The organism is Streptomyces sp. NPDC053513 (assembly GCF_044544765.1).
GTDB lineage: Bacteria > Actinomycetota > Actinomycetes > Streptomycetales > Streptomycetaceae > Streptomyces > Streptomyces litmocidini.
Window position 1 is genome coordinate 270,752 of record NZ_JBITXP010000004.1, and the last position, 19,874, is coordinate 290,625.

21 protein-coding genes and 1 tRNA gene are annotated in these 19,874 nt (G+C 70.2%); 2 read left to right on the forward strand and 20 right to left on the reverse strand.

The features are described from left to right. The gene (locus ACIGW4_RS09055) at positions 1-1,641 is read right to left on the reverse strand and encodes a dynamin family protein (protein WP_359587532.1); all 1,641 of its coding nucleotides are present in this window, start codon (positions 1,639-1,641) and stop codon (positions 1-3) included. Between the two features lie 292 nt (positions 1,642-1,933). On the opposite strand from ACIGW4_RS09055, the gene ACIGW4_RS09060 reads away from it, so the two are divergent. After that, positions 1,934-2,006, forward strand: a tRNA-Arg gene (locus ACIGW4_RS09060). 167 nt (positions 2,007-2,173) lie between these two features. Here the strand turns inward: ACIGW4_RS09060 and ACIGW4_RS09065 are convergent. The 13 genes from ACIGW4_RS09065 to ACIGW4_RS09125 all read right to left on the reverse strand — a co-directional run bounded on the left by ACIGW4_RS09065 (position 2,174) and on the right by ACIGW4_RS09125 (position 13,357). Next, positions 2,174-3,574, reverse strand: coding sequence for a tyrosine-type recombinase/integrase (locus ACIGW4_RS09065; RefSeq protein ID WP_399579385.1), 1,401 nt, complete (start codon positions 3,572-3,574; stop codon positions 2,174-2,176). Beyond that, positions 3,574-3,771 carry a helix-turn-helix transcriptional regulator gene (locus ACIGW4_RS09070; RefSeq protein ID WP_399579387.1) on the reverse strand — a complete coding sequence of 66 codons (198 nt, stop codon included), beginning with the start codon at positions 3,769-3,771 and terminating at the stop codon, positions 3,574-3,576. Before ACIGW4_RS09070 ends, ACIGW4_RS09065 begins: the two co-directional genes overlap by 1 nt. Before the next feature lie 71 nt (positions 3,772-3,842). Then, positions 3,843-5,231: a phage/plasmid primase, P4 family gene (locus ACIGW4_RS09075; protein WP_399579389.1), complete on the reverse strand. Its 1,389-nt coding sequence runs from the start codon at positions 5,229-5,231 to the stop codon at positions 3,843-3,845. Then, entirely contained in the window at positions 5,228-6,124 is an 897-nt protein-coding gene (locus tag ACIGW4_RS09080) for a DNA primase (RefSeq protein WP_399579391.1), read from the reverse strand. The genes ACIGW4_RS09075 and ACIGW4_RS09080 overlap by 4 nt, the downstream gene beginning before the upstream one ends. A gap of 118 nt (positions 6,125-6,242) precedes the next feature. Then, positions 6,243-6,431 (reverse strand): hypothetical protein, encoded by a 189-nt coding sequence (locus ACIGW4_RS09085; RefSeq protein WP_399579394.1) that lies wholly within the window; start codon positions 6,429-6,431, stop codon positions 6,243-6,245. Positions 6,432-6,461: 30 nt separating this feature from the next. After that, positions 6,462-6,818: a hypothetical protein gene (locus ACIGW4_RS09090; protein WP_399579396.1), complete on the reverse strand. Its 357-nt coding sequence runs from the start codon at positions 6,816-6,818 to the stop codon at positions 6,462-6,464. Then, positions 6,815-7,411, reverse strand: coding sequence for a hypothetical protein (locus ACIGW4_RS09095; protein WP_399579399.1), 597 nt, complete (start codon positions 7,409-7,411; stop codon positions 6,815-6,817). Before ACIGW4_RS09095 ends, ACIGW4_RS09090 begins: the two co-directional genes overlap by 4 nt. 228 nt (positions 7,412-7,639) lie before the next feature. Next, positions 7,640-9,997, reverse strand: coding sequence for an FtsK/SpoIIIE domain-containing protein (locus tag ACIGW4_RS09100; protein ID WP_399579401.1), 2,358 nt, complete (start codon positions 9,995-9,997; stop codon positions 7,640-7,642). Between the two features lie 81 nt (positions 9,998-10,078). Then, complete coding sequence (locus ACIGW4_RS09105) at positions 10,079-11,275, reverse strand: hypothetical protein (RefSeq protein ID WP_399579404.1); 1,197 nt, start codon at positions 11,273-11,275, stop codon at positions 10,079-10,081. Further along, a complete protein-coding gene (locus ACIGW4_RS09110) occupies positions 11,272-11,514 on the reverse strand; it encodes a hypothetical protein (protein WP_399579407.1) in 243 nt (80 codons plus the stop codon). The genes ACIGW4_RS09105 and ACIGW4_RS09110 overlap by 4 nt, the downstream gene beginning before the upstream one ends. Beyond that, entirely contained in the window at positions 11,511-11,699 is a 189-nt protein-coding gene (locus tag ACIGW4_RS09115) for a hypothetical protein (RefSeq protein WP_399579409.1), read from the reverse strand. The genes ACIGW4_RS09110 and ACIGW4_RS09115 overlap by 4 nt, the downstream gene beginning before the upstream one ends. Continuing rightward, the gene (locus ACIGW4_RS09120; RefSeq protein ID WP_399579412.1) at positions 11,696-11,965 is read right to left on the reverse strand and encodes a hypothetical protein; all 270 of its coding nucleotides are present in this window, start codon (positions 11,963-11,965) and stop codon (positions 11,696-11,698) included. The genes ACIGW4_RS09115 and ACIGW4_RS09120 overlap by 4 nt, the downstream gene beginning before the upstream one ends. Before the next feature lie 612 nt (positions 11,966-12,577). Then, positions 12,578-13,357: a GntR family transcriptional regulator gene (locus ACIGW4_RS09125; RefSeq protein WP_399579414.1), complete on the reverse strand. Its 780-nt coding sequence runs from the start codon at positions 13,355-13,357 to the stop codon at positions 12,578-12,580. 57 nt (positions 13,358-13,414) lie between these two features. Between ACIGW4_RS09125 and ACIGW4_RS09130 the strand changes: the two genes are divergently transcribed. After that, the gene (locus ACIGW4_RS09130) at positions 13,415-13,843 is read left to right on the forward strand and encodes an NUDIX hydrolase (RefSeq protein WP_399579416.1); all 429 of its coding nucleotides are present in this window, start codon (positions 13,415-13,417) and stop codon (positions 13,841-13,843) included. Between the two features lie 260 nt (positions 13,844-14,103). On the opposite strand, the gene ACIGW4_RS09135 is transcribed toward ACIGW4_RS09130, so the two are convergent. The 6 genes from ACIGW4_RS09135 to ACIGW4_RS09160 form a co-directional block, all read right to left on the reverse strand. Continuing rightward, a complete protein-coding gene (locus ACIGW4_RS09135) occupies positions 14,104-16,647 on the reverse strand; it encodes a tetratricopeptide repeat protein (protein ID WP_399579419.1) in 2,544 nt (847 codons plus the stop codon). 13 nt (positions 16,648-16,660) lie between these two features. Then, positions 16,661-17,095: a hypothetical protein gene (locus ACIGW4_RS09140; RefSeq protein ID WP_399579421.1), complete on the reverse strand. Its 435-nt coding sequence runs from the start codon at positions 17,093-17,095 to the stop codon at positions 16,661-16,663. Between the two features lie 748 nt (positions 17,096-17,843). Continuing rightward, complete coding sequence (locus tag ACIGW4_RS09145) at positions 17,844-18,356, reverse strand: GNAT family N-acetyltransferase (protein WP_123452445.1); 513 nt, start codon at positions 18,354-18,356, stop codon at positions 17,844-17,846. Further along, positions 18,353-18,772 (reverse strand): arsenate reductase ArsC, encoded by a 420-nt coding sequence (locus ACIGW4_RS09150; protein WP_123452447.1) that lies wholly within the window; start codon positions 18,770-18,772, stop codon positions 18,353-18,355. The genes ACIGW4_RS09145 and ACIGW4_RS09150 overlap by 4 nt, the downstream gene beginning before the upstream one ends. Continuing rightward, the gene (locus ACIGW4_RS09155) at positions 18,769-19,485 is read right to left on the reverse strand and encodes an aquaporin (protein ID WP_399579425.1); all 717 of its coding nucleotides are present in this window, start codon (positions 19,483-19,485) and stop codon (positions 18,769-18,771) included. The genes ACIGW4_RS09150 and ACIGW4_RS09155 overlap by 4 nt, the downstream gene beginning before the upstream one ends. After that, complete coding sequence (locus ACIGW4_RS09160) at positions 19,482-19,874, reverse strand: ArsR/SmtB family transcription factor (protein WP_398708656.1); 393 nt, start codon at positions 19,872-19,874, stop codon at positions 19,482-19,484. The genes ACIGW4_RS09155 and ACIGW4_RS09160 overlap by 4 nt, the downstream gene beginning before the upstream one ends.

Sequence of the window (19,874 nt, forward strand, 5' to 3'; positions counted from 1 at the left end):
TCACTTCTCCTTCTGCAGTACGGAGAGCGCGGCGATCAGCTCCGCCTGCGGCTCGGGGGTCACGTCGAGGGCGTCGAGGGGGGCGAGGCGGCGGTCGCGCTCGGCGTGCAGGACGCGGTCGACGTACGAGAGGACGAGTTCGCCGCCCTTGTCGCGCAGCCGCAGGGCGGTCTGGGCGCCGAGGAGTTCGGCGAGGCGTTCTCCGGCGGCGCGGGCGCGGCGGCCGCCGAGGAGGGAGGTGGCGAGGAGCGCGGCGACGGTGTCGGGCTCGGGGACGGCGCCGGAGGAACGGGAGCCGGAGCGGCGGGACCCCGGGGGGCGGTCGACGCCCCGTGCCTCCTCCTCTGCCAGCTCCTCCAGCTCACGGCGCCAGCGCCGCGCCGCGACGCCGATCCGCTCCGCCGCCTCCCGGTCGGCGCCGGCCCGCGGCGGGCCGAGGGGCGCGGAGGCGGGTTCGCGGCGCCAGGTGTCCCGGACGTGCTCCTCGGCCGCGGAGACCGCGCAGTGGAGGAGGGCGGCGAGGGACTCGGTGAGGGCGTCCAGGAGCTCCTCGGAGGTGCTGTCGCGGGGGTAGGCGCGCCAGCGGGTGCGGGCGTCGCCGGCGAGGACGGCGCCGCGGCCGAGCTCCTTGCGCACCCGCTTGCCCTGCTCGCGGTAGGCGGCCTCGACGACGCCGCCGAGGCGGACGGCCGCGGCGTACTGGGCGGCGACCGCGCCGGCCAGCTCGGGCAGCCGGGTGTCGAGGGAGTCGATGACCCCGGAGGCGGTCCGGTCGGCGGCCTGCTGGCGGGCGGCCGGGTCCTGGGCGCGGTGGGCGAGCCAGGCGCGCAGCTCGGCGACGGCGCTCTCGGGCAGCAGTCCGCTGCCGCCGCACGCGGACTCGGGCAGCTCGGGGATGGTGAACCGGGGCACGTGGCCGAGGCCGGCCTTGTCGAGCAGCGCCGCGTACTGCCGGGAGACCTCGCCGATGACCTGGTGGGGGACGCGGTCGAGGACGGTGACGAGGGTGGCGTCGTACTCCTTGGCGGTACGGAGCAGGTGCCAGGGCACGGCGTCGGCGTACCGCGAGGCGGTGGTGACCATGACCCAGACGTCGGCGGCGCAGATCAACTCGGCGGCGAGGAGCCGGTTCTCGACGACGAGGGAGTCGATGTCGGGCGCGTCGAGCAGGGCGAGCCCCCGGGGCAGCGAGGAGGCCGTCTCGACGCGCAGCGCGTTCTCCTCGGGGGCGGGTTCGTCGACGGGGTGGTCCTCGTCGGCCTGGGGCAGCCAGACGCGGGTCAGCTGCGGGAGGACCCGCATCCCGGCGAACCAGTGGTGGTCCTCGGGGTGGCAGACGAGGACGGGTGTCCGGGTGGTGGGTCTGAGCACTCCCGCCTCGCTGACGCGGCGCCCGACAAGGGAGTTGACGAGGGTGGACTTGCCGGCTCCGGTGGATCCGCCGACGACCGCGAGGAGCGGGGCGTCGGGGTCCTTCAGCCGGGGCACCAGGTAGTCGTCGAGCTGGGCGAGCAACTCGGTCCGGGTCTGGCGGGCGCGTGGGGTGTCGGGAAGGGGCAGTGGGAGACGCACGGCGGCGACACGGTCGCGCAGGGCGGAAAGTGCGTCGATCAGCTGAGGCCGTTCGTCCAAGGTCACCACATGCGAAGAATGCCCAATTTATGAGTGTTTTTGAAGCGTATGAGTACCCTGCGCGCCGAAGAGAAGGGTGGCGACCGGAAGGCCGGGCATAACGAGTGCACAACACCCGCCCCGAGCGACGTGAAAACCGCTGCGCGAATCGCACCTGCCTGCGATTATCGGTTCGCTTCACCGAACCTCCACATCGTGCCACGCAGGTGAAGCAACCGGGCCAAGGCGATCGGAGCCCTATCCTTGTCCCGGCAGGCACACCCCACCCACCAGGGGCTCCTGGCCACACGGCCACCACCCGGCCCCCGTAGCTCAGTGGATAGAGCAGGTGCCTTCTAAGCACTTGGCCGCAGGTTCGAGTCCTGCCGGGGGCGCAAGATCGGGACCCTCCTTCGGGAGGGTCCTTTTTGCTGGTCAGAGCAGGTTTCCGGAGAGCGGGCCGGAGCCGGATACGCCCCCTGGCGGGCAGCGGACGTATCCGGCTGGCTCCGGCTCATCCTGCGTTTCTGCGGGTGGCCTCGGTGAATACGCGGTGGAGTTTTCAGACCCCCGCCGCGGCAGGGTCGGGCAGCTCCCCCGCTCCCTCGATCCGCTGCTTCAGGTCGTCGAGCTGTCCGTCGATGCACCGGGCGTAGGTGGCGAGGAGGACGGGGACGCTGTTGCCCGCCCACTCGGCCACGGTCGCGGGTGGGACGCCGGCATTGAGCCAGTTCGTCAAGCAGGTGTGGCGGAGGTCGTACACGCGCCGGCCGAGCGGGGAGCCGAACTCGTACGGCGTGAGCACTTCCTTCCGAGCCCGCCGCCACGCTCGCCGGATCACGGACCCGGCGAGGTCCCCGCCCTTCTCCCCCTGCATCAGCAGCTCACCAGGCTTCAGCGCCTCCTTCTCGATGTGGGCCCGGAGGATCCGCGTCAGGGCGGGGCGGCAGGGCACCGTCCGGGTGTCGTCGGCGGCCCGTCCCTTGAGGCCGCGCTGCTCGCGCACCTCCCCCGTGTCCGTCCACTGCCTGCCGACCTCGGGGTGGGCGGTGTGGAGCAGCAGCTCGCCCCACTGGTCGTCGGCGTCCGCGTCGGGCAGGCGGACGTCGCCGACATCGATCGCCACAACCTCCTCGGGCCTGGCGCCGGCGTAGTACATCGTGGCGAAGAAGGCGTGCAGCCGCGGGCCGCCCCTCGGCCGGGCGTAGACCCAGCCGAGGAGCTTGGCGGCCTGCTCCTTGTTGAGCAGGGAGCGCTTGTCGACGGCCGAGGAGGTCTTGGACGCGGCGGCGCCGGCGCCCTTCCCCTTCGGAAGCGGGTTCTCCTTGAGCACCTTCTTCTTGATGGCGTGCTCGATGAGGACGTTCAGGACCCGCTTAGTGCGCCGTGCCGTGCTGGCGGCCACGGGGGTCCCGTCCAGCTTCGTCCCGGCGGCCCGCAGCACCATCTCCACGGTGCCCTCGTCCTCCCAGGCCGCCATGGTGAGCGAGTTCCGCTCCACCCACTGCAGGATCACAGCGATCTCCGGCGGGGCCTGGTCGCGCCGCAGGGTGTTGAAGGCGTACTCGCGGAGGGCCCGGCGCACGTCGACGCCCTTGAACGCGGTGGGCTGGGATCGGAGCAGGGCGATCGTGACAGGCGTGAGCGCCTTCGCCACGTTCCGCCGGTTGTTCGCGGACGTCCGCCCCCAGAGCTGATCCACGAACTGGATCGCGAAGTCGTACCACGTCACGCCGGCCGCCTGGGAGATGTGCGAGACCGGGAGCCCGGTGGAGAGGCTGAACGCCTCCCCCTTCCGCGCCGCGGACACCAGCCCGGCGCGGAAGGACTCGGCGAGGGCCGCCGTGACGAACGTCTGGCGGTGCTCCCGGCCGTTCAACTCCCAGCGCACGGTGTGGGTGGTTTTCCGCTTGCCCACGTTGACGCCGGTCTTCCAGAACTTCACGTTGTACGTCGTGTCCATCAAGCGGCGTCCTCGTGCTCGTTCAGCCAGAGCTCCAGGTCGACCCGGCGGACGCGGAGGGCTCCGTTCGGGAGCTTGATGCAGCGGGGTGCGCGCCGCTTCAGGCGCCAGTCGTAGAAGGTCGAGCTGCTGATGCCGAGTTCCTCGCAGATCTCGGGGACGGTGAGCATCTCGCGGGCCTTGGCCGTGCCAGCCATCTAGTGCCCTCCTCGGGCGAAAAAGTTGGGATGACATTGCACTGAGTCGCGACTCAAGCGACTCAAGTCGCTCAGGAAGTCGGGTTGAGGGTGATTCCGGAGTACTTGGCCACCTGACGGCCGTAAGCGTCGCGGGGCCGGGTGCGGTGGAGCTGGGGGACGACGGAGAGCAGGTTGCGGCCGAAGAGCTGCTTGCTCCCGATGACCTTCACGCCGTTGTCCTCGGCCCACTCGCGCCAGGCAGCCCACAGGACGTCCACGGGGACTTCATGGGTGGGGCCGGTGGTGCAGCGCTCGCGGACGAACGCGGAGGTGGGCGAGGCGGTGTCCTGCATCATCGTGACGGCGTCCTGCGAGGAGGCGGGCTCGGTGATCCGGCCGGTGCGCTCCAGGCGGGCGAGGCCGTCGAGGGCCCAATTGATGATGCCGGGCATCTCCGCAGCGAGCTTGCCGGTCAGGCCGGTGTCCTCCTTGCCGAGCCAGGAGACGGTCATGTTGAGGACGATGAACCGGCGGGCGATGACGCCGGAGGAGTCGCCGAAGTTCGGCAGCTCGTTGGTCAGCACCATGAGCCGGGTCGGGAGCTTCCCGGTCCAGGGCTCGCGGTACTTCCGATCGATGTCGATCGTGTCCTCGCCGGAGATGGTCAGCAGCCGCTCGACGACCTGGCCGCCGTCGCCGGACAGGCGGGCGTCGGAGATGACGGCGAGCGGCTTGCCGACGAGGGTAGAGAGCCCGAAGTTCGTGCCCAGGCCGGCGAGCGTGGGACCGGCGAGGTTCTCCTTGCCGACCAGCTCCTTCAGGATCCGGGCGATGGTGCCTTTCCCGGAGCGGGAAGGGCCCTTCATGAGCAGGATCTTCTGCTGGTCGGTCCGGCCGGAGAGCACGTAGCCGAACCACTCTTGAAGGGCGGCGATGGACTCGGGGTCGTTCGGCCAGATCCCCGCCAGAAACGCCTCCCACGTGGGCGCGGTCGCGGCGGGGTCGTAGTCATACGGGACGGAGACCAAGTTGAAGAACCCGGGCCCGTGCGGCAGGAGCTCACGATCCCGGATCCGCAGGAGTCCGTTCCGGCAGGCGACGATCGGGCTGGTGTCATTGCGGTCGTGCTCGCCGTCGATCCACGACGGCGCATCCACGTCCGAGGGCAGGAGGGTAATGGCGCTCAGCGCGTCGAGCAGGTTGCTGATCTTCGTCTTCGTCGGCGCCCACTCCCGCATTTCCGGCTCACCGTTCTTGTCGACGCCGGCGAAGAAGGTGACGTGCTCCAGGCGCTTGTAGAGCCCGGCGCGCATCTGCTGCTCGTCGTACTCCCGCCAGCACGTTCCGGTCCACCGCATCCACGACCCGCGCCAGCGGCGCAGCCGCAGGTGTCCGTCCTCGGTGTGCCAGGCGGGCACGATCCTGCGGGCGACGGCCATCGGGTTGGACGGCGAGGGCAGCTCCTCGATGCCGGTCACGCGGTTGCTCCCAGAGCCGCCTGGAGGCCGTTGGTGATCGCCCGGCGGGCGTACGACTCAGGGACGCCGACGGACACGGCGGCGTCGATGAGGTCCTCGCCCAGGGCGTCGAGCCCGCACGGGCCGGGGCAGGCGGTGTGCTGCTTGGCAAGGAACCGGGCGGCCCCGTACGCGGCCGTCCCGGCGCCCTTCTCGGAGCGGGCCCGGACGTGTGCGACACCTCGAGAGAGGCCGGTGCGGATGTAGGCGTCGGTGTGGCGGCAGCCGGTGGCCACGCTCCGGTCCCACCGGGCACGGGGCACCGACGAAGAGTCCACGGCCTCCCCGGGCCGGGTGGGCTCTTCCCTCTCGACGAGGGCGAGGACGACCGGCGGCAGCACCGCCATGCCGCCGGTGCCCGGGCCGAGCCACCGGGCGTAGGACATGAGGGACTTGATGTCGACGCCCGGCCGAACGTGGTTGGCGGAGCGCATCACGCCCCGATAGATCCAGTGTTCACCGCGCGTCGTGGCCACGGTGCGAGTGGGCGGCAGGGTGGTGCGGGCCCAGGTGACGGCGTCGACGTCGTCCAGGTCGACCACGGTGACCCCGGCGCCGCCCGGGTGGTACCCGACGACTCCCGCGCCGCGCCAGGCCATCGCCCATGCGGGCGAGGCGAGGACGCGGGGGTCGGTAGTGGCGGCAGCCCAGGCGTGACACGGACGCGGGCAGGAGCAAGGCCCGGGGGCCTTCATGTTCGGCCGGCCGCCACACGCGTTGTCGGCGCAGTCGGGGCAGTTGCCGAACGGGCCCTTCCCCGCTCGCAGCGGCAGCACCGGCACGCGGCCCGCCGCGAGATGCAGCGCGGTGGCGAGGTGGCGTCCATCTCGCCGGATCGGGATCGGATGGGTCATGCTGGGTGTCTCCAGTTCTATTGACGGTGCTGGTGAGCGAGGGCGGCCCCGGTTTCTTTGGCGAGATGAGGGGCCGCCCTCGGCGTAGCTATGGGTTGGTACGGGACGCAGGTTCTCCTCAGAAGGTGGAGAGGGCGTCGATGACGCTGTTGGTGAGCTGGTCGATGGGGGTGGCGGCGCCGGTGGAGGCGAGGAAAAACCCGAATCCGGCGGCGATGAACGCCGAGCCGTAGCCAAGGTTTCCGGCGCGCAGGAGGAAGTACAGGACGAGTCCGAAGAGGGCGACGAGCGAGACGGTGATGGCCACGGCGGTTCTCCTTTCGGGGACGGGGTGCGGTCAGTGGCGCTTGTGGTGGATCAGGTCGCGGCAGGCGCCGGGGAGGTCGGCGAGCAGGTCCCAGTCGTCGAGCGTGAGCCCGTACTGGGCGCCGGCCGCCAGGAGCAGGACGAGCAAGTCATGCGCCTGGTCGAGCTCGGCGGCGGTGGGCGGCGTGCCGTACCGGTGCACGGCGGTGATGCGCTGGGCGAGGGTCCGGCCCTTGGAGTCGGTCATGCCGTGCACGGCGGTGTGGACGGCGTGGCGGGTCTCGGCCTCGGTCAGGAGCTCGTCGATGACGCGGTCGGCCCACTCGTGGGTGCGGTGCTCGGAGTCGTGCTCGGCGCGGATCTGGCGGATGCGGTTACGGGAGATCATGCGTGGGCCTCCTGGCGGGCGTGGGTGGCGGCGGTGCGGACGAGGGCGAGGGCTTCCTCGCGGGTGCGGCCGGTGGCGTCGTTCCAGCGGTGATAGGGCTCGGTGATCCCGCGTGCGGTGAGGACGGCCTGGAGGCGGTGGCCGGCGGCCAGGGCGGTGGTCTCGTCGCCGTAGCCGAGGCGGAACAGGACGGCCTGGGCACCGAGGATGCAGCGGCGGCCCGATGTCGAGCGCAGCGCGCCGCGGTGCCAGCCGTAGCGCTCGATCACGAGGGCGGTGAGCTCCAGGTGCTCGGCGACGCTGATCTGCCGTCCGCCGCCGTGGAGCTGACGGAGCAGCGGGAAATTCAGCACCCAGTCGGGCAGGAGGCGCAGCGCGCGGGCCGGGACGGTGAGGACCGGCGCGGCCGGGGCCGCCGGGGCGGTGCCGAGGGCCTCGGCGATGAGTTCGGCGGTGGTCTTGGTGACCAGCGGGTGGGCGGTCGTGCGGACGCGGGCGGTGAGGTACTGCTCGATCTCGCGGACCAGAAGCACCGCCTCGTCGGCGAGCTCGGGGGCCGGGGCGGCAGGGGCGGTGAGGGTCTGGGCAGTCACGGTGCCTGACTCCTTATGTACCGGTTTGGGCTAAGACAGAGACCGGGACGAAGCCCGGACGGCTCCGCGTTTGCGCAGGCCAGAGAGGTGGGCGACCCGGACGGATCCGGGCCCGACCCGGACGCGGGTGGCCGGGTCGGGCCCTCCGGCGTCCGGGTCGGAGCCCGGTCCGCCCGGGGGCATTCCGGGTCAATCCGGGCGCCGGTCCAGGTGGTGTCCGGGTCGGAATCAGGCGGTAAGCCCGAATCGGGCGGTGGCGGCGGCCTCGACGCGGGCCAGCGGGTAGCCCGCGAGGCGGGTCTTCTTCTCGCCCCACGGGCGCTTGGCCTTCTCCTCGTCCGTGCGCTGGACGAGGGCGCCGAGCTTCTCGGCGGTGACCGAGTGGCCGGCGGTCTTGAGCTCGTCGAGCAGGAGCTGTCCGGGCAGCCACTCGGCCGGGCCGTCCTCGCCGGCGTGGGCGGCGAAGACGTCCAGGACGGCGGCCAGGAGCAGCGCCTCCTCGTCGCCCTGGGCGCGCAGCTGGTCGACGAGGGAGACCGGCCCGCTGGGCAGGGTCCCGGCCGCACGCCGCCACTCGGTGGCCCGCTCGATGAGGGCGGTGACCTGCTCGTCGGTGTAGTAGTCGGCGCGGACCATGGTCGGGTTGGTGCCCTCGGCCCACAGCAGGCCGGCGCCCCGCATCTCGGACTGGATCGTCTTCGCGCTGTAGCCGGACGCGGCGGCGCCCTTGCCGAGGATCGTGTCCGAGGCTTCCGGGGTGGTGCAGCGCAGCGCCCACCGGATCGACAGCAGGTCCCGCAGCGAGGTGTCGACGACGTCGGAGCCGGGCTTCTGGGTGGCGCAGAAGGTGATGATCCCGGCCGCCCGGCCCCGGGAGACGAGGTTGCGGAGCTTGCGGGTGATCTTCTTCCCGAACTCGTCGTCGGTCGTGTAGAGCATCAGCTCGTCGACCCACAGCAGGAGCTGGCGCAGCTCGGGGTGCTTGTTCGCGAGTTCCTCGGTGACCTTGCGCTTGCCGAGCTTCTTCAGCAGCGTGTACCGGGCCTTCATGACGTCGAGGAGCTCGTCGAGCATCGTGTCGAAGGCCTCGGGGTCGGCGTCGCCCTCGTAGCGCTCGCAGAGGTGCTCGAAGGGCTCCAGGTCGCCGCCGCCCTTGCCGTCGGCGAGCCAGAGGATGACGCGCGGGTCGAGCGCGGCCGCGAGCAGGATCGTGTTCCCGGACGCGGACTTTCCGGCGCCGGGCTCGCCGCCGATCAGGCCGGAGCGCTCGACGACGGAGATGGACTGGTGGATGCCGCGCACGTCGGGGCCGATGGAGATGCGGCCCCAGAAGTCGGCGGGCGACTCCAGGGCGAGGAGCGGGCCGGGGGCGGCCTTGTCGGTGAACGGCAGGTCGCGGCTCACGTAGAGCTCGATGCGGCCGGCGCGGCCGCGCTTGGCGACGGAGACCTGGGCCTCCTCGACGCCGAACGCGGCGGCCAGCTCGTCGGTCGCGCGGATCGCCTTCTTCGCCGGGACCCCCGGCGGGAGGTCGAGGACGGCCGTCCAGGCGCCGCGGGCGTCGAGCATCGGCATCTGCACGACGCCGAGGGACTCCTCGGAGCCGATCACCTTCGCCGCTCGGAAGGACTGGTCGAGCATGGGGGCGGTCATGCGGTCGCCGTCGCCGAGCGAGCGCCAGTCGCTCGTCCAGTCCGCCTCCTCGTCGTACGGCTTGCGGCCGACGAACGCGCCCCCGGCGAACGTCGAGAGCAGACCGGCCGCGAGGCCGAGGCCGCCGCCGTAGGCGTAGCCGGTGCCGAGCGCGGCGAGCGGCGGGCCGTAGACGACGCCGGCCCGCAGGTTCCTCGCGCGGTTGCGGTCCTTCTTCGCCTTCTTGTGCAGCAGCACGGCCTCCTCGGCGGCCTTGGTCGCCTTCTCCGCGGCCTTCATCGCGAGCTCCTTCTTCGCCCCGAGGATGCGGGGGGTGAAGCGGGCGTGGCGGGCGGCGAGCTTGGCCTCCCTCGTGAGGACGTGGGCGGTGTGGGCGGCGGACTGCACGCGCACGCCCTCGAAGCCGACGACCCACTCGTGGGCGCGGCGGGCGCCGCGGCCGAACTGGCGGACGTGACCCTTGCTGGTGGGCTGGCGGCGGACCCAGCGGCGGAAGTCCCTCCGGCGGGCCCGGTAGAAGACCCCGGCCCAGGCGGCCCAGCCCTCTGCCGAGTACATCCAGGCGGGGATCAGCGGGGCGTCGTCGAAGTCGTCCAGGTCCACGGTCCCGGCGAACTTGCCCGGCCGGACCACCGGCTCGGCGGCCGGGGTCTTGTCGAGGATGACCCGGGCGGTCTCCAGCACGACGGTGCGGTCGTCCGGGCCGATGGCCGGCGGCTCGGTCGGCATCGGCGGGACGACGACCGGCGCCGCACCGGCCGGGGCCGGGCCGGAGTCGAAGGAGTCGTCCTCGTCGCCCTCCTCCCAGTCCTCCCAGGCGTCACCGTCGGCGGGCGGGGTGGCGGGGTGGAGGAAGGTGACGGTCGCGATCGTCGGCTCGGCAGGGGTGATCGGAGTGAAGGGGGCGTTGGTTTCGGGCAGGTGCTCGGTCATGCTTGCGGTGCCTCCTGGTGAGGTAGCGGGGCCCGGCCGGTGCTGCCAGGCGAGGGCCGGGCCCCGCGTACGTGGGGTGGGTCAGGCGACGTGCAGGCGGCGCTGTTCGATGACGCGGTCGCGGAGCTTGAGGGCGTCCTCGCGGCGGATCTGGAGCTTCTTCGCCAGACCGGTCGCGGAGATCTGCTTGCCCTCGGCGACGAGCTCGGCGGCCGCGCTCAGGGCGTCCGGCAGGAGCTCGTTCAGCTCTTCGTCGGACCGTCCCCGGGCGGGCGTCTCACGGGGCTTCTCGGCGGGCGGTTCGGGAGGGTTCGACCCAATTCCCGCTTGGGCTGTAGGGGTCTGGGTCAGCTCGGCGAAGGGGTTGAGCCGGGCGGCCTTGAAGCCGGTCTCCAGCAGCTCCTCGCGCACGTTGTCGCCGAGCTCGAACGCCGCGCCGAGCGAGAGCACGGCCTCGGTCGCGGTGGCGTACAGCTCGGCCGACAGACCGGGCTCGGCGCCGGTGTGGATCCGCCAGGCGGCGGCGAACGCCGCCTCGTCGTCCAGCACCCCGAACGGCAGCGCGGCCTGAAGCTTCACCGCCTGCTCGACGATCTCGGGGTGGTGCTTACGCCGGGCCAAGACGTGCGCCTTGCGCGCCTTCTCCGCCTGCTTCTGCGCCTTGGTCTTGCCGTGGGAGCCGTGGGTCTTCAGGTCCCAGATGTAGATCGCGAACAGCGAGCTCGCGCCGAGGACGAAGGCGACCCAGGGGTGGGCGGCGTAGGCCTCCAGGCCGTGCCAGAAGTTCACCGCCGCGGCGACGGCGGCGACGGCCCAGGTGCCGATCCGGTACTTCCGCGGTTCGCGGCCGGCGTCCTCGGCCTGCTTGCCCATGAACGTGATCGCCCAGGCGCCGCCCTCCAGCATCGCCGCGAGCAGGCCGGCCATCGGCGCCGCCACCCTCGCGCCGGTCAGCGCGCCGATCTGGGACAGGATCGCCGGGACGATAGAGGCGACCATCACGAACGCCACGAACAGCGTCGCCGGGTTGGTCTTCAGCCAGCGCAGCAGCTTGGCGCGCTTGGCGGCCGCGGCCGCCTTCTTCGCCGCCTGCTCGGCCTGCTTGGCCTTGCGGTCGGCCTGCTCCTGACGCCGCTTGGCCTCGGCGTCCTTGCGCCGCTCCTCCGCCTTGATCTGCTCGCGCTGGGCGGCGGCCTCCAGCTCCAGGCGGCGGTCCTCGCGGTCCTGAGCCCGCTCGGCGGCCCGGTCGGCCCGCCGGTCCTCGCGGTAGGTGCTCATCGGGTACCTCCGGCGGGCGTCGTCGTGATCCCGTACAGGACGTCGGCGAGCTCCTGGCGGAGCTTCGGGGAGAGACGGGCGAGCCGGAACCGGCGGGCGAAGGCCTCGTCGAGACCGGCGACCGCGCGGGCGACCGTCTCGGTGATCAGGCTGAGCAGAGCGACCGTCCCGGCCAGCAGGCCGAGCGAGAGCTCCAGGACAGTGAGGACGAACAGCAGCACCTGGGCGAGCGTCTTCACCGCTCCTCACCCGCCCCGGCGAACTCCTCGTAGCGGTCGGCGCGGAGCAGGAGCCGGTCGACACCCCACACACCGAACGCCGCGATCGCGCCGACGAACATGACGTCGTTCATGCCGGCGACGGCGCCCCAGATCTCGACGCCGATGCACAGCGACAGCAGCACGTAGTAGGCGATGGTGTTCACGCGGCACCCCGCTCGAAGCCGAGGGCGGAGCGGCGGGGGAAGGCCAGCACCCGGGCGCCGAGCAGGCCCCGGTAGTGCGCGAGGTCCTCGGCGTCGACCTCGGTCACGGCCTCGGTCTCCAGGGTGGCGACGAGGTCGCGCAGCGCGTCCTGGCCGGCGGCCGAGTCGAACTCCAGCGGCTCGACGGGGTCGGCGTCGAAGCCGAGCGCGGCCTCGATCAGCTCGGCCCTGGTAACGATCCTCTGACCAGCAACGATCACGTTCATGGGTCGTACTTCCTTTCACCGGGTTGGAACGGCCCGAACCGAGGCCCCGGTGTTCGAGCACCGGGGCCTCTCGCCGTTGGAGTCGTGGGTACTTCCGGCTCCCCACCACCCCGCCCGTACGGCACCCCAAGCGGGGCCCGGACGGGCGGAGGAGGCAGCCGGCCGCAGCCGAGCGGCTGCGGTAGCCAGGTGACGCGGTGGGCGCGGCCACTCCCGCCGGTCAAGCGGGGGCGGCGCCCAGGGTCTTAAGCGCTTCACGTCGGCCTCCAGGGGCGGACATGGTGCGTGGCGTTGGTCGCGATCTTCGCCCTTGTCTCACCGCACGTACGGATCGCTTGTCCGCCCCACAAGGGCGGCCTGGGAAAAGGTGCTTGCTGCTCGCGCGGCAGGGCCTACGGCTTGTCGCAGATGCCTGTGTCCACTGTTCAGTTCTCAACCGTGACTGGCGCTTCCATCGAGCCCCTCTCGAGAGCCCTCCGGGCGACATAGGTAACTCCTGCACTCCTGCACTCATGTGCAGGAGTGATGTGTACGAGAGTGGCCAACTCCTGCACATGAGTCAACCCGCCGTACGTCCGTGGCGCGGCGGGTTGGGCTCAGAGCTGCCTGTTTTCAGTCACCGGCGGGGATGCGGTACTCCAGAACGAACTGGTCAGCGGCCATGAAGGTGTCGCAGACCTCTACTACTCGGCCATTCGAGGATTCGGCGTTCCTGGTCAGGTGGATGATGGGTGACCCGGGGCTGAGGCTCAGGGCTGCGACTTCCTGCTTGGTGGCGAGACGCACGCGGACCGTCTCAGTGAACTCGACCAGCGAGTGACCATGCTCCTCCAGGCGTGCGTAGATGCCTCCGCCACCCGGGTTCTCCTCGAAGAGTTGCGGGATGTCCTTGGCGACATCCCACGGCAGGTAGGAGATCGCCTCCTCGGTCGGGATGCCGTCGCTGAAGTACAGGCGGCGCCGGGCGAGGATCTTGGAGCCGGTGGGGACCGACAGCCGTTCGGCGATATCCGTCGGCGCATCGACCGGGCCGACGTACAGCACGCTGACGCTGGGCTTGCTGCCGGACTGCTCGGCTTCGGCCAGGTAGGCGGCCTTGCCGGCCGTACGGTGGGCCCTCCTGAACCGATCGGACGACTTCCGGCGGACCGGTGGCCGGCGCTTCACGAAGGAGCCCTTGCCGTGGAGGGTGTCGATAAGGCCCGTGGCCCGAAGCTCGGCCATCGCCTTCCGTACGGTGCCCTGCGAGGCCGCGTACTTCTTCATGAGGTCCGACTCGCTCGGTACCTGCTCGCCGGGCTCAAGCACAGCCTCCTTGATCTGCTGGACGAGATCATCGGCGATCTGGAGATACCGAGGCTTTCCGGAGTCCCGTGCGGGGGTGGATGCCATGTCCTTCAGTTCCTCCTAAACTCCTATACATAAGCAACGCTACTGGAGGGCGCAACTATGCCGCTGCACTCGGTGTCGGTAGCTGGAGTGGTGGTGCGGGAAGACGGCCGCATCCTCGCGATCCGGCGCGCGGACAACGGCACCTGGGAGCCCCCTGGCGGGGTGCTCGAACTGGACGAACAGCCCGAGCAAGGCGCGGCCCGGGAAGTACTCGAAGAGACCGGCATGCGCGTCGAGGTCGAGCGCCTGACCGGGGTTTACAAGAACATGACCAGAGGTGTGGTCGCCCTCGTCTTCCGATGCAGGCCGACCGGCGGCGAGGAGACCACTTCCACCGAGTCGACGGCCGTTGAGTGGCTCACGCGCGACGAAGTCGAGACGCGGATGGGTGAGGTGTACGCCGTGCGGATCCTGGACGCGTTGGACGTGGTGAGCGCGCCGTATGTTCGTGTACACGATGGACGGCACCTGATCGAGAGCGCCTGACCCTCGGCAGAGCCCGGTATCAGCAAAGGGGGCGTTCAGGGTCCTGTGGGCCTTGCATGGGCCACAGGACCCTGAAACGACTCCCCACACTCAGGAAACGCGCAATTCAGAGCACGTACGGCCACTGTGCATTATTCAGCCTTGAAAGCCGTCGTGGCGCCTCACGATGACTGCCGGCACCTGGGCCACAGTCCAGTCGCGCAGCGCCGACCCCTCGGTGGCAGTAAGCACCGGATGAAAGTAGCTGGACTATGGGCATGTCACGTGATGCAGCTCTCTGCGCTCGCATGTGATTTAGCTGCCGCCTCATGGTTGCCACCGCGGGCGTAGGCCGTGGCTGACTGCTGCCATGCCTCCTGGATTCGGGATTTCTCGCCATCGGATGCGCTCAGCGTGGTGGCAAGTTCACCCCATGCCTCTCCGACGAGCGACCAGCCCTCTGCTTGGGTCAGCATTGCGACTGCCGTCTCAGCGGCTGTGATGGCCTCCACGTGGCGCCCCAGAGCCCGGCAGGTAGTACCAATGTTGTTCCAGGCCATGCCTTGACCACGAACGTCGCCCCTCTGCTGGTGGAAGCGTAGGGCGGTTTCGTGAGCTTCGAGTGCTTCGTCATAGCGATGAAGCTCTCTAAATGCGTTACCGAGGCCGTTCCAGGCATTTCCTTGACCGTTAATGTCGCCGATCTGCTGGTGGAGACTGAGGGCTTTCTCGTTAGCCTCGATCGATTCTTCGAACCGCTTGAGCGATCCGAGCGTTAAGCCAATGTTGTGCCAGGCAGCGGCCTGGCCGTTAATGTCGTCCATTTGTCGATGTAGGCGGAGGGCGGTTTGGTGAGCCTCGAGCGATCCGTCGTAGTCCCCGATCTCACCATACGGGAAGCCGAGGTTGTTCCAGGCAGTAGCCTGCCCTTGAATATCGCCATTTTGCTGGTGGAGACGGATGGCTGTTTGGAGAGCCTCGAGCGATCCGTCGTAATTTCTGAGCTCACTGCGCACGGTACCGATATTGTTCCAAGCCGTGGCCTGGCCGTGAATGTCGCCGATTTGCCGGTAAAGACGGAGGGAGGTTTCATTAGCCTCGAGTGATTCCTCGTACCGCCTGAGGTCCGATAGTGCGCTGCCGATGTTTTGCCAGGAACTGGCCTGACCCTCAATTCCACCGATCTTCTGGTAGAGACGAAGGGAGGTTTCGTGGGCCTCGAGTGCTTCATCGTGACGCCCAAACTCTCTGAGTACGCCGCCGAGGTTACTCCAGGCGCCAGCTTCATTGTTTGTGTCACCAAGCGCCTGGCAGGAATTGAGCGCATGGGCACGCATGGTGAGCAAGTCCTGCAGGCGCCGTCGCCATTCCAGGTAGCGACCAAGAGCGAATCCAAAACGGGCCGTATCTTCGTGGGTGCCGAGATTAGCGTGGGCGGTGGCGAGAAGATTCTCACGTTCGGCATCGAACCACGCCAACGCATGCTCCCTGCTGGCAAACAGCGTAGACACAGGCCGACCGGGCGGGCGCAGATGGGTGTTGGCCGCTTCTGCGTGGCGGATGTAGTAGTCAGTTAGCCGCGTGCGTGCCTGTTCCATGCGCCTACGAGAGGCGCGGCCACCGTCCATGCTGCCCCGGGCCTGCTCCTGGGCATGTACACGCAAGAGGTCGTGCATGGACCAGCGGTCGCGTGCCTGACTGTTCTGGATGAGAAGCCGCGCCTGAACCAATTGCCTCAGTAGCAGAGTGATCTGTTCGGCAGGCTGGTTAGTGAGGGCCGCGACGGCAGGTGTGGAAATATCAGGGCCGGCGTGGAGACCAAGAAGGCGATAGAGGTCGGCCTGCTGGTGGGTGAGGCGGGTAAGGCATTCATCGAAGACTGCGCGCAGGTTGCGCTCACCGTCGTCGAGGCCACCGAGACGGCTGCCAGCGTCGGCGAGCATCCGCACCCGCTCGGAAAGTGGCTGATATGGGTCGTCAGCGAGAAGAGCCGCAGCGATCTGCAGCGCTAGGGGCAGGTAACCGCAGAGCGCGGCGAGTTCCTCCGCGGCCGCGGGCTCTTCCTCGACGCGCCGGTCGTCGGGATCGGCGACTTCCAGTCGCTGCTGCAAGAGATCGACAGCGGCATCCGGCTGCAGAGGATGGAGATTGACCAGCCGGGCGCCGAGCCCAGGCAACGTGTGGCGGGAGGTCACCAGCACCGCGTGGTGACGGGCCGGCAGCAGCGGCCGGATCTGCTCGGAGGTGGAGGCGTTGTCTGCCAGGATCAGAAAACGCTCCCCGTCTCTCGCAAGGGCATCGAGTTGAGAGCGATAAAGCCCCGCACGCTCGTCGAGAGTTGGCGGAATGTGGTCGGCCGCGACACCCAAGGCTCGCAGCAATGCCTCCAGCGCGTCCTGCGGCGGCACAGGGTTCGGGTCGTAGCCCCGCAGGTTCACCAACTGCACACCGGTGAACCAGCCCTTGTCGAGCGCGGCATGACCTACGGCGTAAGCGAGCGTGGTCTTGCCAACACCCGGCAGCCCCGCGACCGACCCGACCGCCGCACCCGCACCGTTCCCCGGGCTCAGCAGAGAAAGAATCTTCGCGATCTCGTCCTCACGGCCGGTGAACTCCTGCGGCAGCCCCGGCAGCGCGTTCAACGCGGTCGGCACCGCCGCATATGCCTGCACGTTGATCTTCGTGCTCTGCGTCCCGCTACCGAGCACCTGACTGCGTTCGAACGACGCCCCCACGAAGCTGTTCCCGGCCCACTGTCCTTGTCCCGGAAGTTTTTTCTTCGTACCGCCGTTCTTGCGCTTGCCGGACTTCTTCTTCGCCCCCATACCGCCCGCCTCGCTACCGGTTGATCGTGTTGTTCTGCGTGCCGCTGCCGAGAACCTGGCTGTCGGTGAACGTCGCGTTGCTGAAGTCGTTGTGCGTGCTCTGTGACGGAGCCTGGGATCGAATCTGCTCGACCAGAGCCTGCAGCTCAGCAGCCACCTGCTGTCGCTCCCCATCCGGAAGCTGCTCGAGAAGCATCTCCAAGCGGGTCTGCCAGCGCGTCACAAGAACCGTCTGTACTCGCTCTGCCCCAGCGCCGTCACCGGCCGACTCCAACTCGGCCCGCGTCTGATCCAGCCGTTCCAACTCAGCCTGTTCACGGCCCGTGTCGCCGCGCCCGAGGATCCGCGCCACGCCGCTGCGCATCCCGGCCCAGGCATCGGTCGCCGCCGCCTGCACGATCGCCCCGCCACCAGCCGCAGCCACCGCCATCAAACCCTCAACCAACACGACGACACCTCCACACACCAGCGGACAAGAAGCCCAGCGTAGGCCGATACTCCCCGCCCGATCAGCCGAACCACAGACCTTTCTCTGGTACTTCAGGTCCAAGCGGAAGCGCAGTAGTCGCACGCTCCAGGTGCCGGGAGATGGAAGCAACAAGCTGCGGGCCCTGGTCTCTCGATCACGGGCAGGACCCCGTCGTGCTTGAAGAGACCACCAGCCCGCCGCGCGCGGTGGTCTCTTCTGTGCTGCGGGCTGAGTCGCAATCTGAGACGCGATGAGTCACGATGCTCGTCTCGTGGGCATCCCCTCTGACCTGCACTGAGACGCGATGAGTCGCTTGAGTCGCGATGATTCAGAAACTAGATGGAACGTGCTCTGCCAACACCCGGAACCAGGCCCTCCGGTGGATGCGCGGGGGAGGCTCCGAGAGAGCGCATCAGAGAGCATCGAAGTGGCTGGTCAGCGGCCCAGGCGTGCTGCTGCGGCCTAGTCCCTTCTAAGCACTTGGCCGCAGGTTCGAGTCCTGCCGGGGGCGCACGGCGAAGACCCTCCTTCGGGAGGGTCTTTTTGCTGGTCAAGAGCGATTTTCGGCCGACAGCAAGGGGGCGGGGGCGAGCGGGCCGCGGAGGTCGTGCCGGGTCGTGCGGCGTGCTGCCGTGCGGGGGCCGGGGACGAGGAGGTCGGCCGGCGTCTCGTGGGGACGCCGGCGGTGAACTGCCCCGGCGGGGAGAGCTGGTGGGCGGACCCGTTCTCAGGTGATCCGTGGGCTGCGGTGTTCGAGGAGGAGGACGTCGCGCCAGACGCCGTGGTGGCGGCCGATGCGTTCGCGGGTGCCGATGACGCGGAAGCCGGCCCGTCGGTGGAGGGCGAGGCTGGCGGTGTTCTCGGGGAAGACGCCCGACTGGACGGTCCAGATGCCCGCCGACTCGGTGGAGGCCAGGAGGGCGGTCAGCAGGGCCAGGCCGACGCGGCGGCCTCGGGCCTCGGGGTGGACGTAGACGGAGTGCTCGACGACGCCGGCGTACGCGCACCGGTCGGAGACCGCCGACACGGCGGCCCAGCCGAGCACCCGGTCGCCGCCGTCGTCGACGGCGACCAGCCGGTGCGCGGGCAGCTTGGCCGCGTCGAACGCCTCCCACGTCGGGGCGGTGGTCTCGAAGGTGGCGTTCCCCTCGTCGATGCCCAGTCGGTAGATCGCGAGGACCTGTTCGGCGTGCTCCGGCCCCATGGGCACGACGCGGGGGCCGGGCGGCGGGGTGGTCATGCGCGGTCCTCGGCGTCGAGTTCGGCGAGGAGGCCGCGGACGCGGCGCTCGATCTCGTCGCGGATGGGGCGTACGGCTTCGACGCCCTGGCCGGCGGGGTCGGCGAGCCGCCAGTCGAGGTAGCGCTTGCCGGGGAAGACGGGGCAGGCGTCCCCGCAGCCCATGGTGATGACGACGTCGGAGGACTCGACCGCTTCCGCGGTGAGGGTCTTGGGGGTCTCGGCGGTGATGTCGATGCCGGCCTCGCGCATGGCTTCGACCACGGCCGGGTTGACCGTGTCGGCCGGGGCGGAGCCCGCGGAGCGGACCCGCACGCGGTCGCCGCCGAGGCGGGCGAGGAAGGCCGCGGCCATCTGGGAGCGGCCGGCGTTGTGCACGCAGACGAACAGGACCGAGGGGGCGGCGGGGGTGCTCATGGGACCAGGACGCTTTCTGCCGCTTCCGCGACGGTACGGGTGGGGGCGGGGCGGCGGCCGAAGGTGACCGCGACCAGGACGAGGCCCGCGGCGGCCCCGAGGAGCTGGGCGCCGACGAAGGGGGCGACGGAGGCGGGGGCGATCCCGGCGAAGGTGTCCGTGAAGGCGCGTCCGATCGTCACGGCCGGGTTGGCGAAGCCGGTGGACGAGGTGAACCAGTACGCCGCACCGACGTACGAGGCGACGAGGATCGGGGCGAGGTGGGTGCGGCCCGCGCGGGTCAGGCCGAAGACCAGCCAGACCAGTCCTGCCGTGGCCACGGCCTCGGCCGGCCAGAGGTGCCCGGCGGAGCGGTCGTGGGTGGAGAACTCCACCAGGGGTCGGCCGAACATCGCGTCCGCGAGCACCGCGCCGCCGATCGCCCCGGCGATCTGGGCGGGTATGTAGGCGGCCGCCTCGCGGAGGGACGGGCCGTCGCCGTCGTACCAGGCGGCGAGCGTCACGGCCGGGTTGAAGTGCGCACCGGACACCGGGCCGAGCAGGGCGATGAGCACGCCCAGGCCGAAGACGGTCGCCAGGCAGTTGGCGAGGAGCTGGAGGCCGACGTCCTGGGTGAGCCCGGTCGCCTGGATGCCGGAGCCGACCACCACGGCGACCAGGGCGGCCGTACCGAGGCACTCGGCCGCCGCACGCCGGATCAGAGGGGCGTTCACGCCCGGTCCCTCGCGGGCGCGGCGGGGATCTGGAGCAGCGCGGACAGCCGGGCCAGGGCGTCGGGCAGCACCCAGTAGTAGACCCAGGTCCCGCGCCGCTCGGAGTCGACGAGGCCGGCCTCGCGGAGCACCTTGAGGTGGTGGGAGATGGTCGGCTGGGAGACGTCGAAGGGGCCGGTCAGATCGCAGACGCACGCCTCGCCGCCCTCGTGCGAGGCGATCAGCGAGAGGAGTCGCAGCCGGACGGGATCCCCGAGCGCCTTGAACATCCGCGACAGCTCGACCGCGCTCTCCTCGCCCAGGGGCTCGCGGACCATCGGCGCGCAGCACGCCGCCGTCTCGTCGTCGCCCTGCCCGACCAGCGGCAGCAGACCAGCTTGTTTCGACAT

What these genes read in the sequence shown, in the direction of transcription:
- ACIGW4_RS09065 (WP_399579385.1), bottom strand. Translation starts at nt 3,574, where the DNA reads ATGGACACGACGTACAACGTGAAGTTCTGGAAGACCGGCGTCAACGTG.
- ACIGW4_RS09070 (WP_399579387.1), bottom strand. Translation starts at nt 3,771, where the DNA reads ATGGCTGGCACGGCCAAGGCCCGCGAGATGCTCACCGTCCCCGAGATC.
- ACIGW4_RS09080 (WP_399579391.1), bottom strand. Translation starts at nt 6,124, where the DNA reads ATGACCCATCCGATCCCGATCCGGCGAGATGGACGCCACCTCGCCACC.
- ACIGW4_RS09090 (WP_399579396.1), bottom strand. Translation starts at nt 6,818, where the DNA reads ATGATCTCCCGTAACCGCATCCGCCAGATCCGCGCCGAGCACGACTCC.
- ACIGW4_RS09100 (WP_399579401.1), bottom strand. Translation starts at nt 9,997, where the DNA reads ATGACCGAGCACCTGCCCGAAACCAACGCCCCCTTCACTCCGATCACC.
- ACIGW4_RS09105 (WP_399579404.1), bottom strand. Translation starts at nt 11,275, where the DNA reads ATGAGCACCTACCGCGAGGACCGGCGGGCCGACCGGGCCGCCGAGCGG.
- ACIGW4_RS09120 (WP_399579412.1), bottom strand. Translation starts at nt 11,965, where the DNA reads ATGAACGTGATCGTTGCTGGTCAGAGGATCGTTACCAGGGCCGAGCTG.
- ACIGW4_RS09125 (WP_399579414.1), bottom strand. Translation starts at nt 13,357, where the DNA reads ATGGCATCCACCCCCGCACGGGACTCCGGAAAGCCTCGGTATCTCCAG.
- ACIGW4_RS09130 (WP_399579416.1), top strand. Translation starts at nt 13,415, where the DNA reads ATGCCGCTGCACTCGGTGTCGGTAGCTGGAGTGGTGGTGCGGGAAGAC.
- ACIGW4_RS09135 (WP_399579419.1), bottom strand. Translation starts at nt 16,647, where the DNA reads ATGGGGGCGAAGAAGAAGTCCGGCAAGCGCAAGAACGGCGGTACGAAG.
- ACIGW4_RS09145 (WP_123452445.1), bottom strand. Translation starts at nt 18,356, where the DNA reads ATGACCACCCCGCCGCCCGGCCCCCGCGTCGTGCCCATGGGGCCGGAG.
- ACIGW4_RS09150 (WP_123452447.1), bottom strand. Translation starts at nt 18,772, where the DNA reads ATGAGCACCCCCGCCGCCCCCTCGGTCCTGTTCGTCTGCGTGCACAAC.
- ACIGW4_RS09160 (WP_398708656.1), bottom strand. Translation starts at nt 19,874, where the DNA reads ATGTCGAAACAAGCTGGTCTGCTGCCGCTGGTCGGGCAGGGCGACGAC.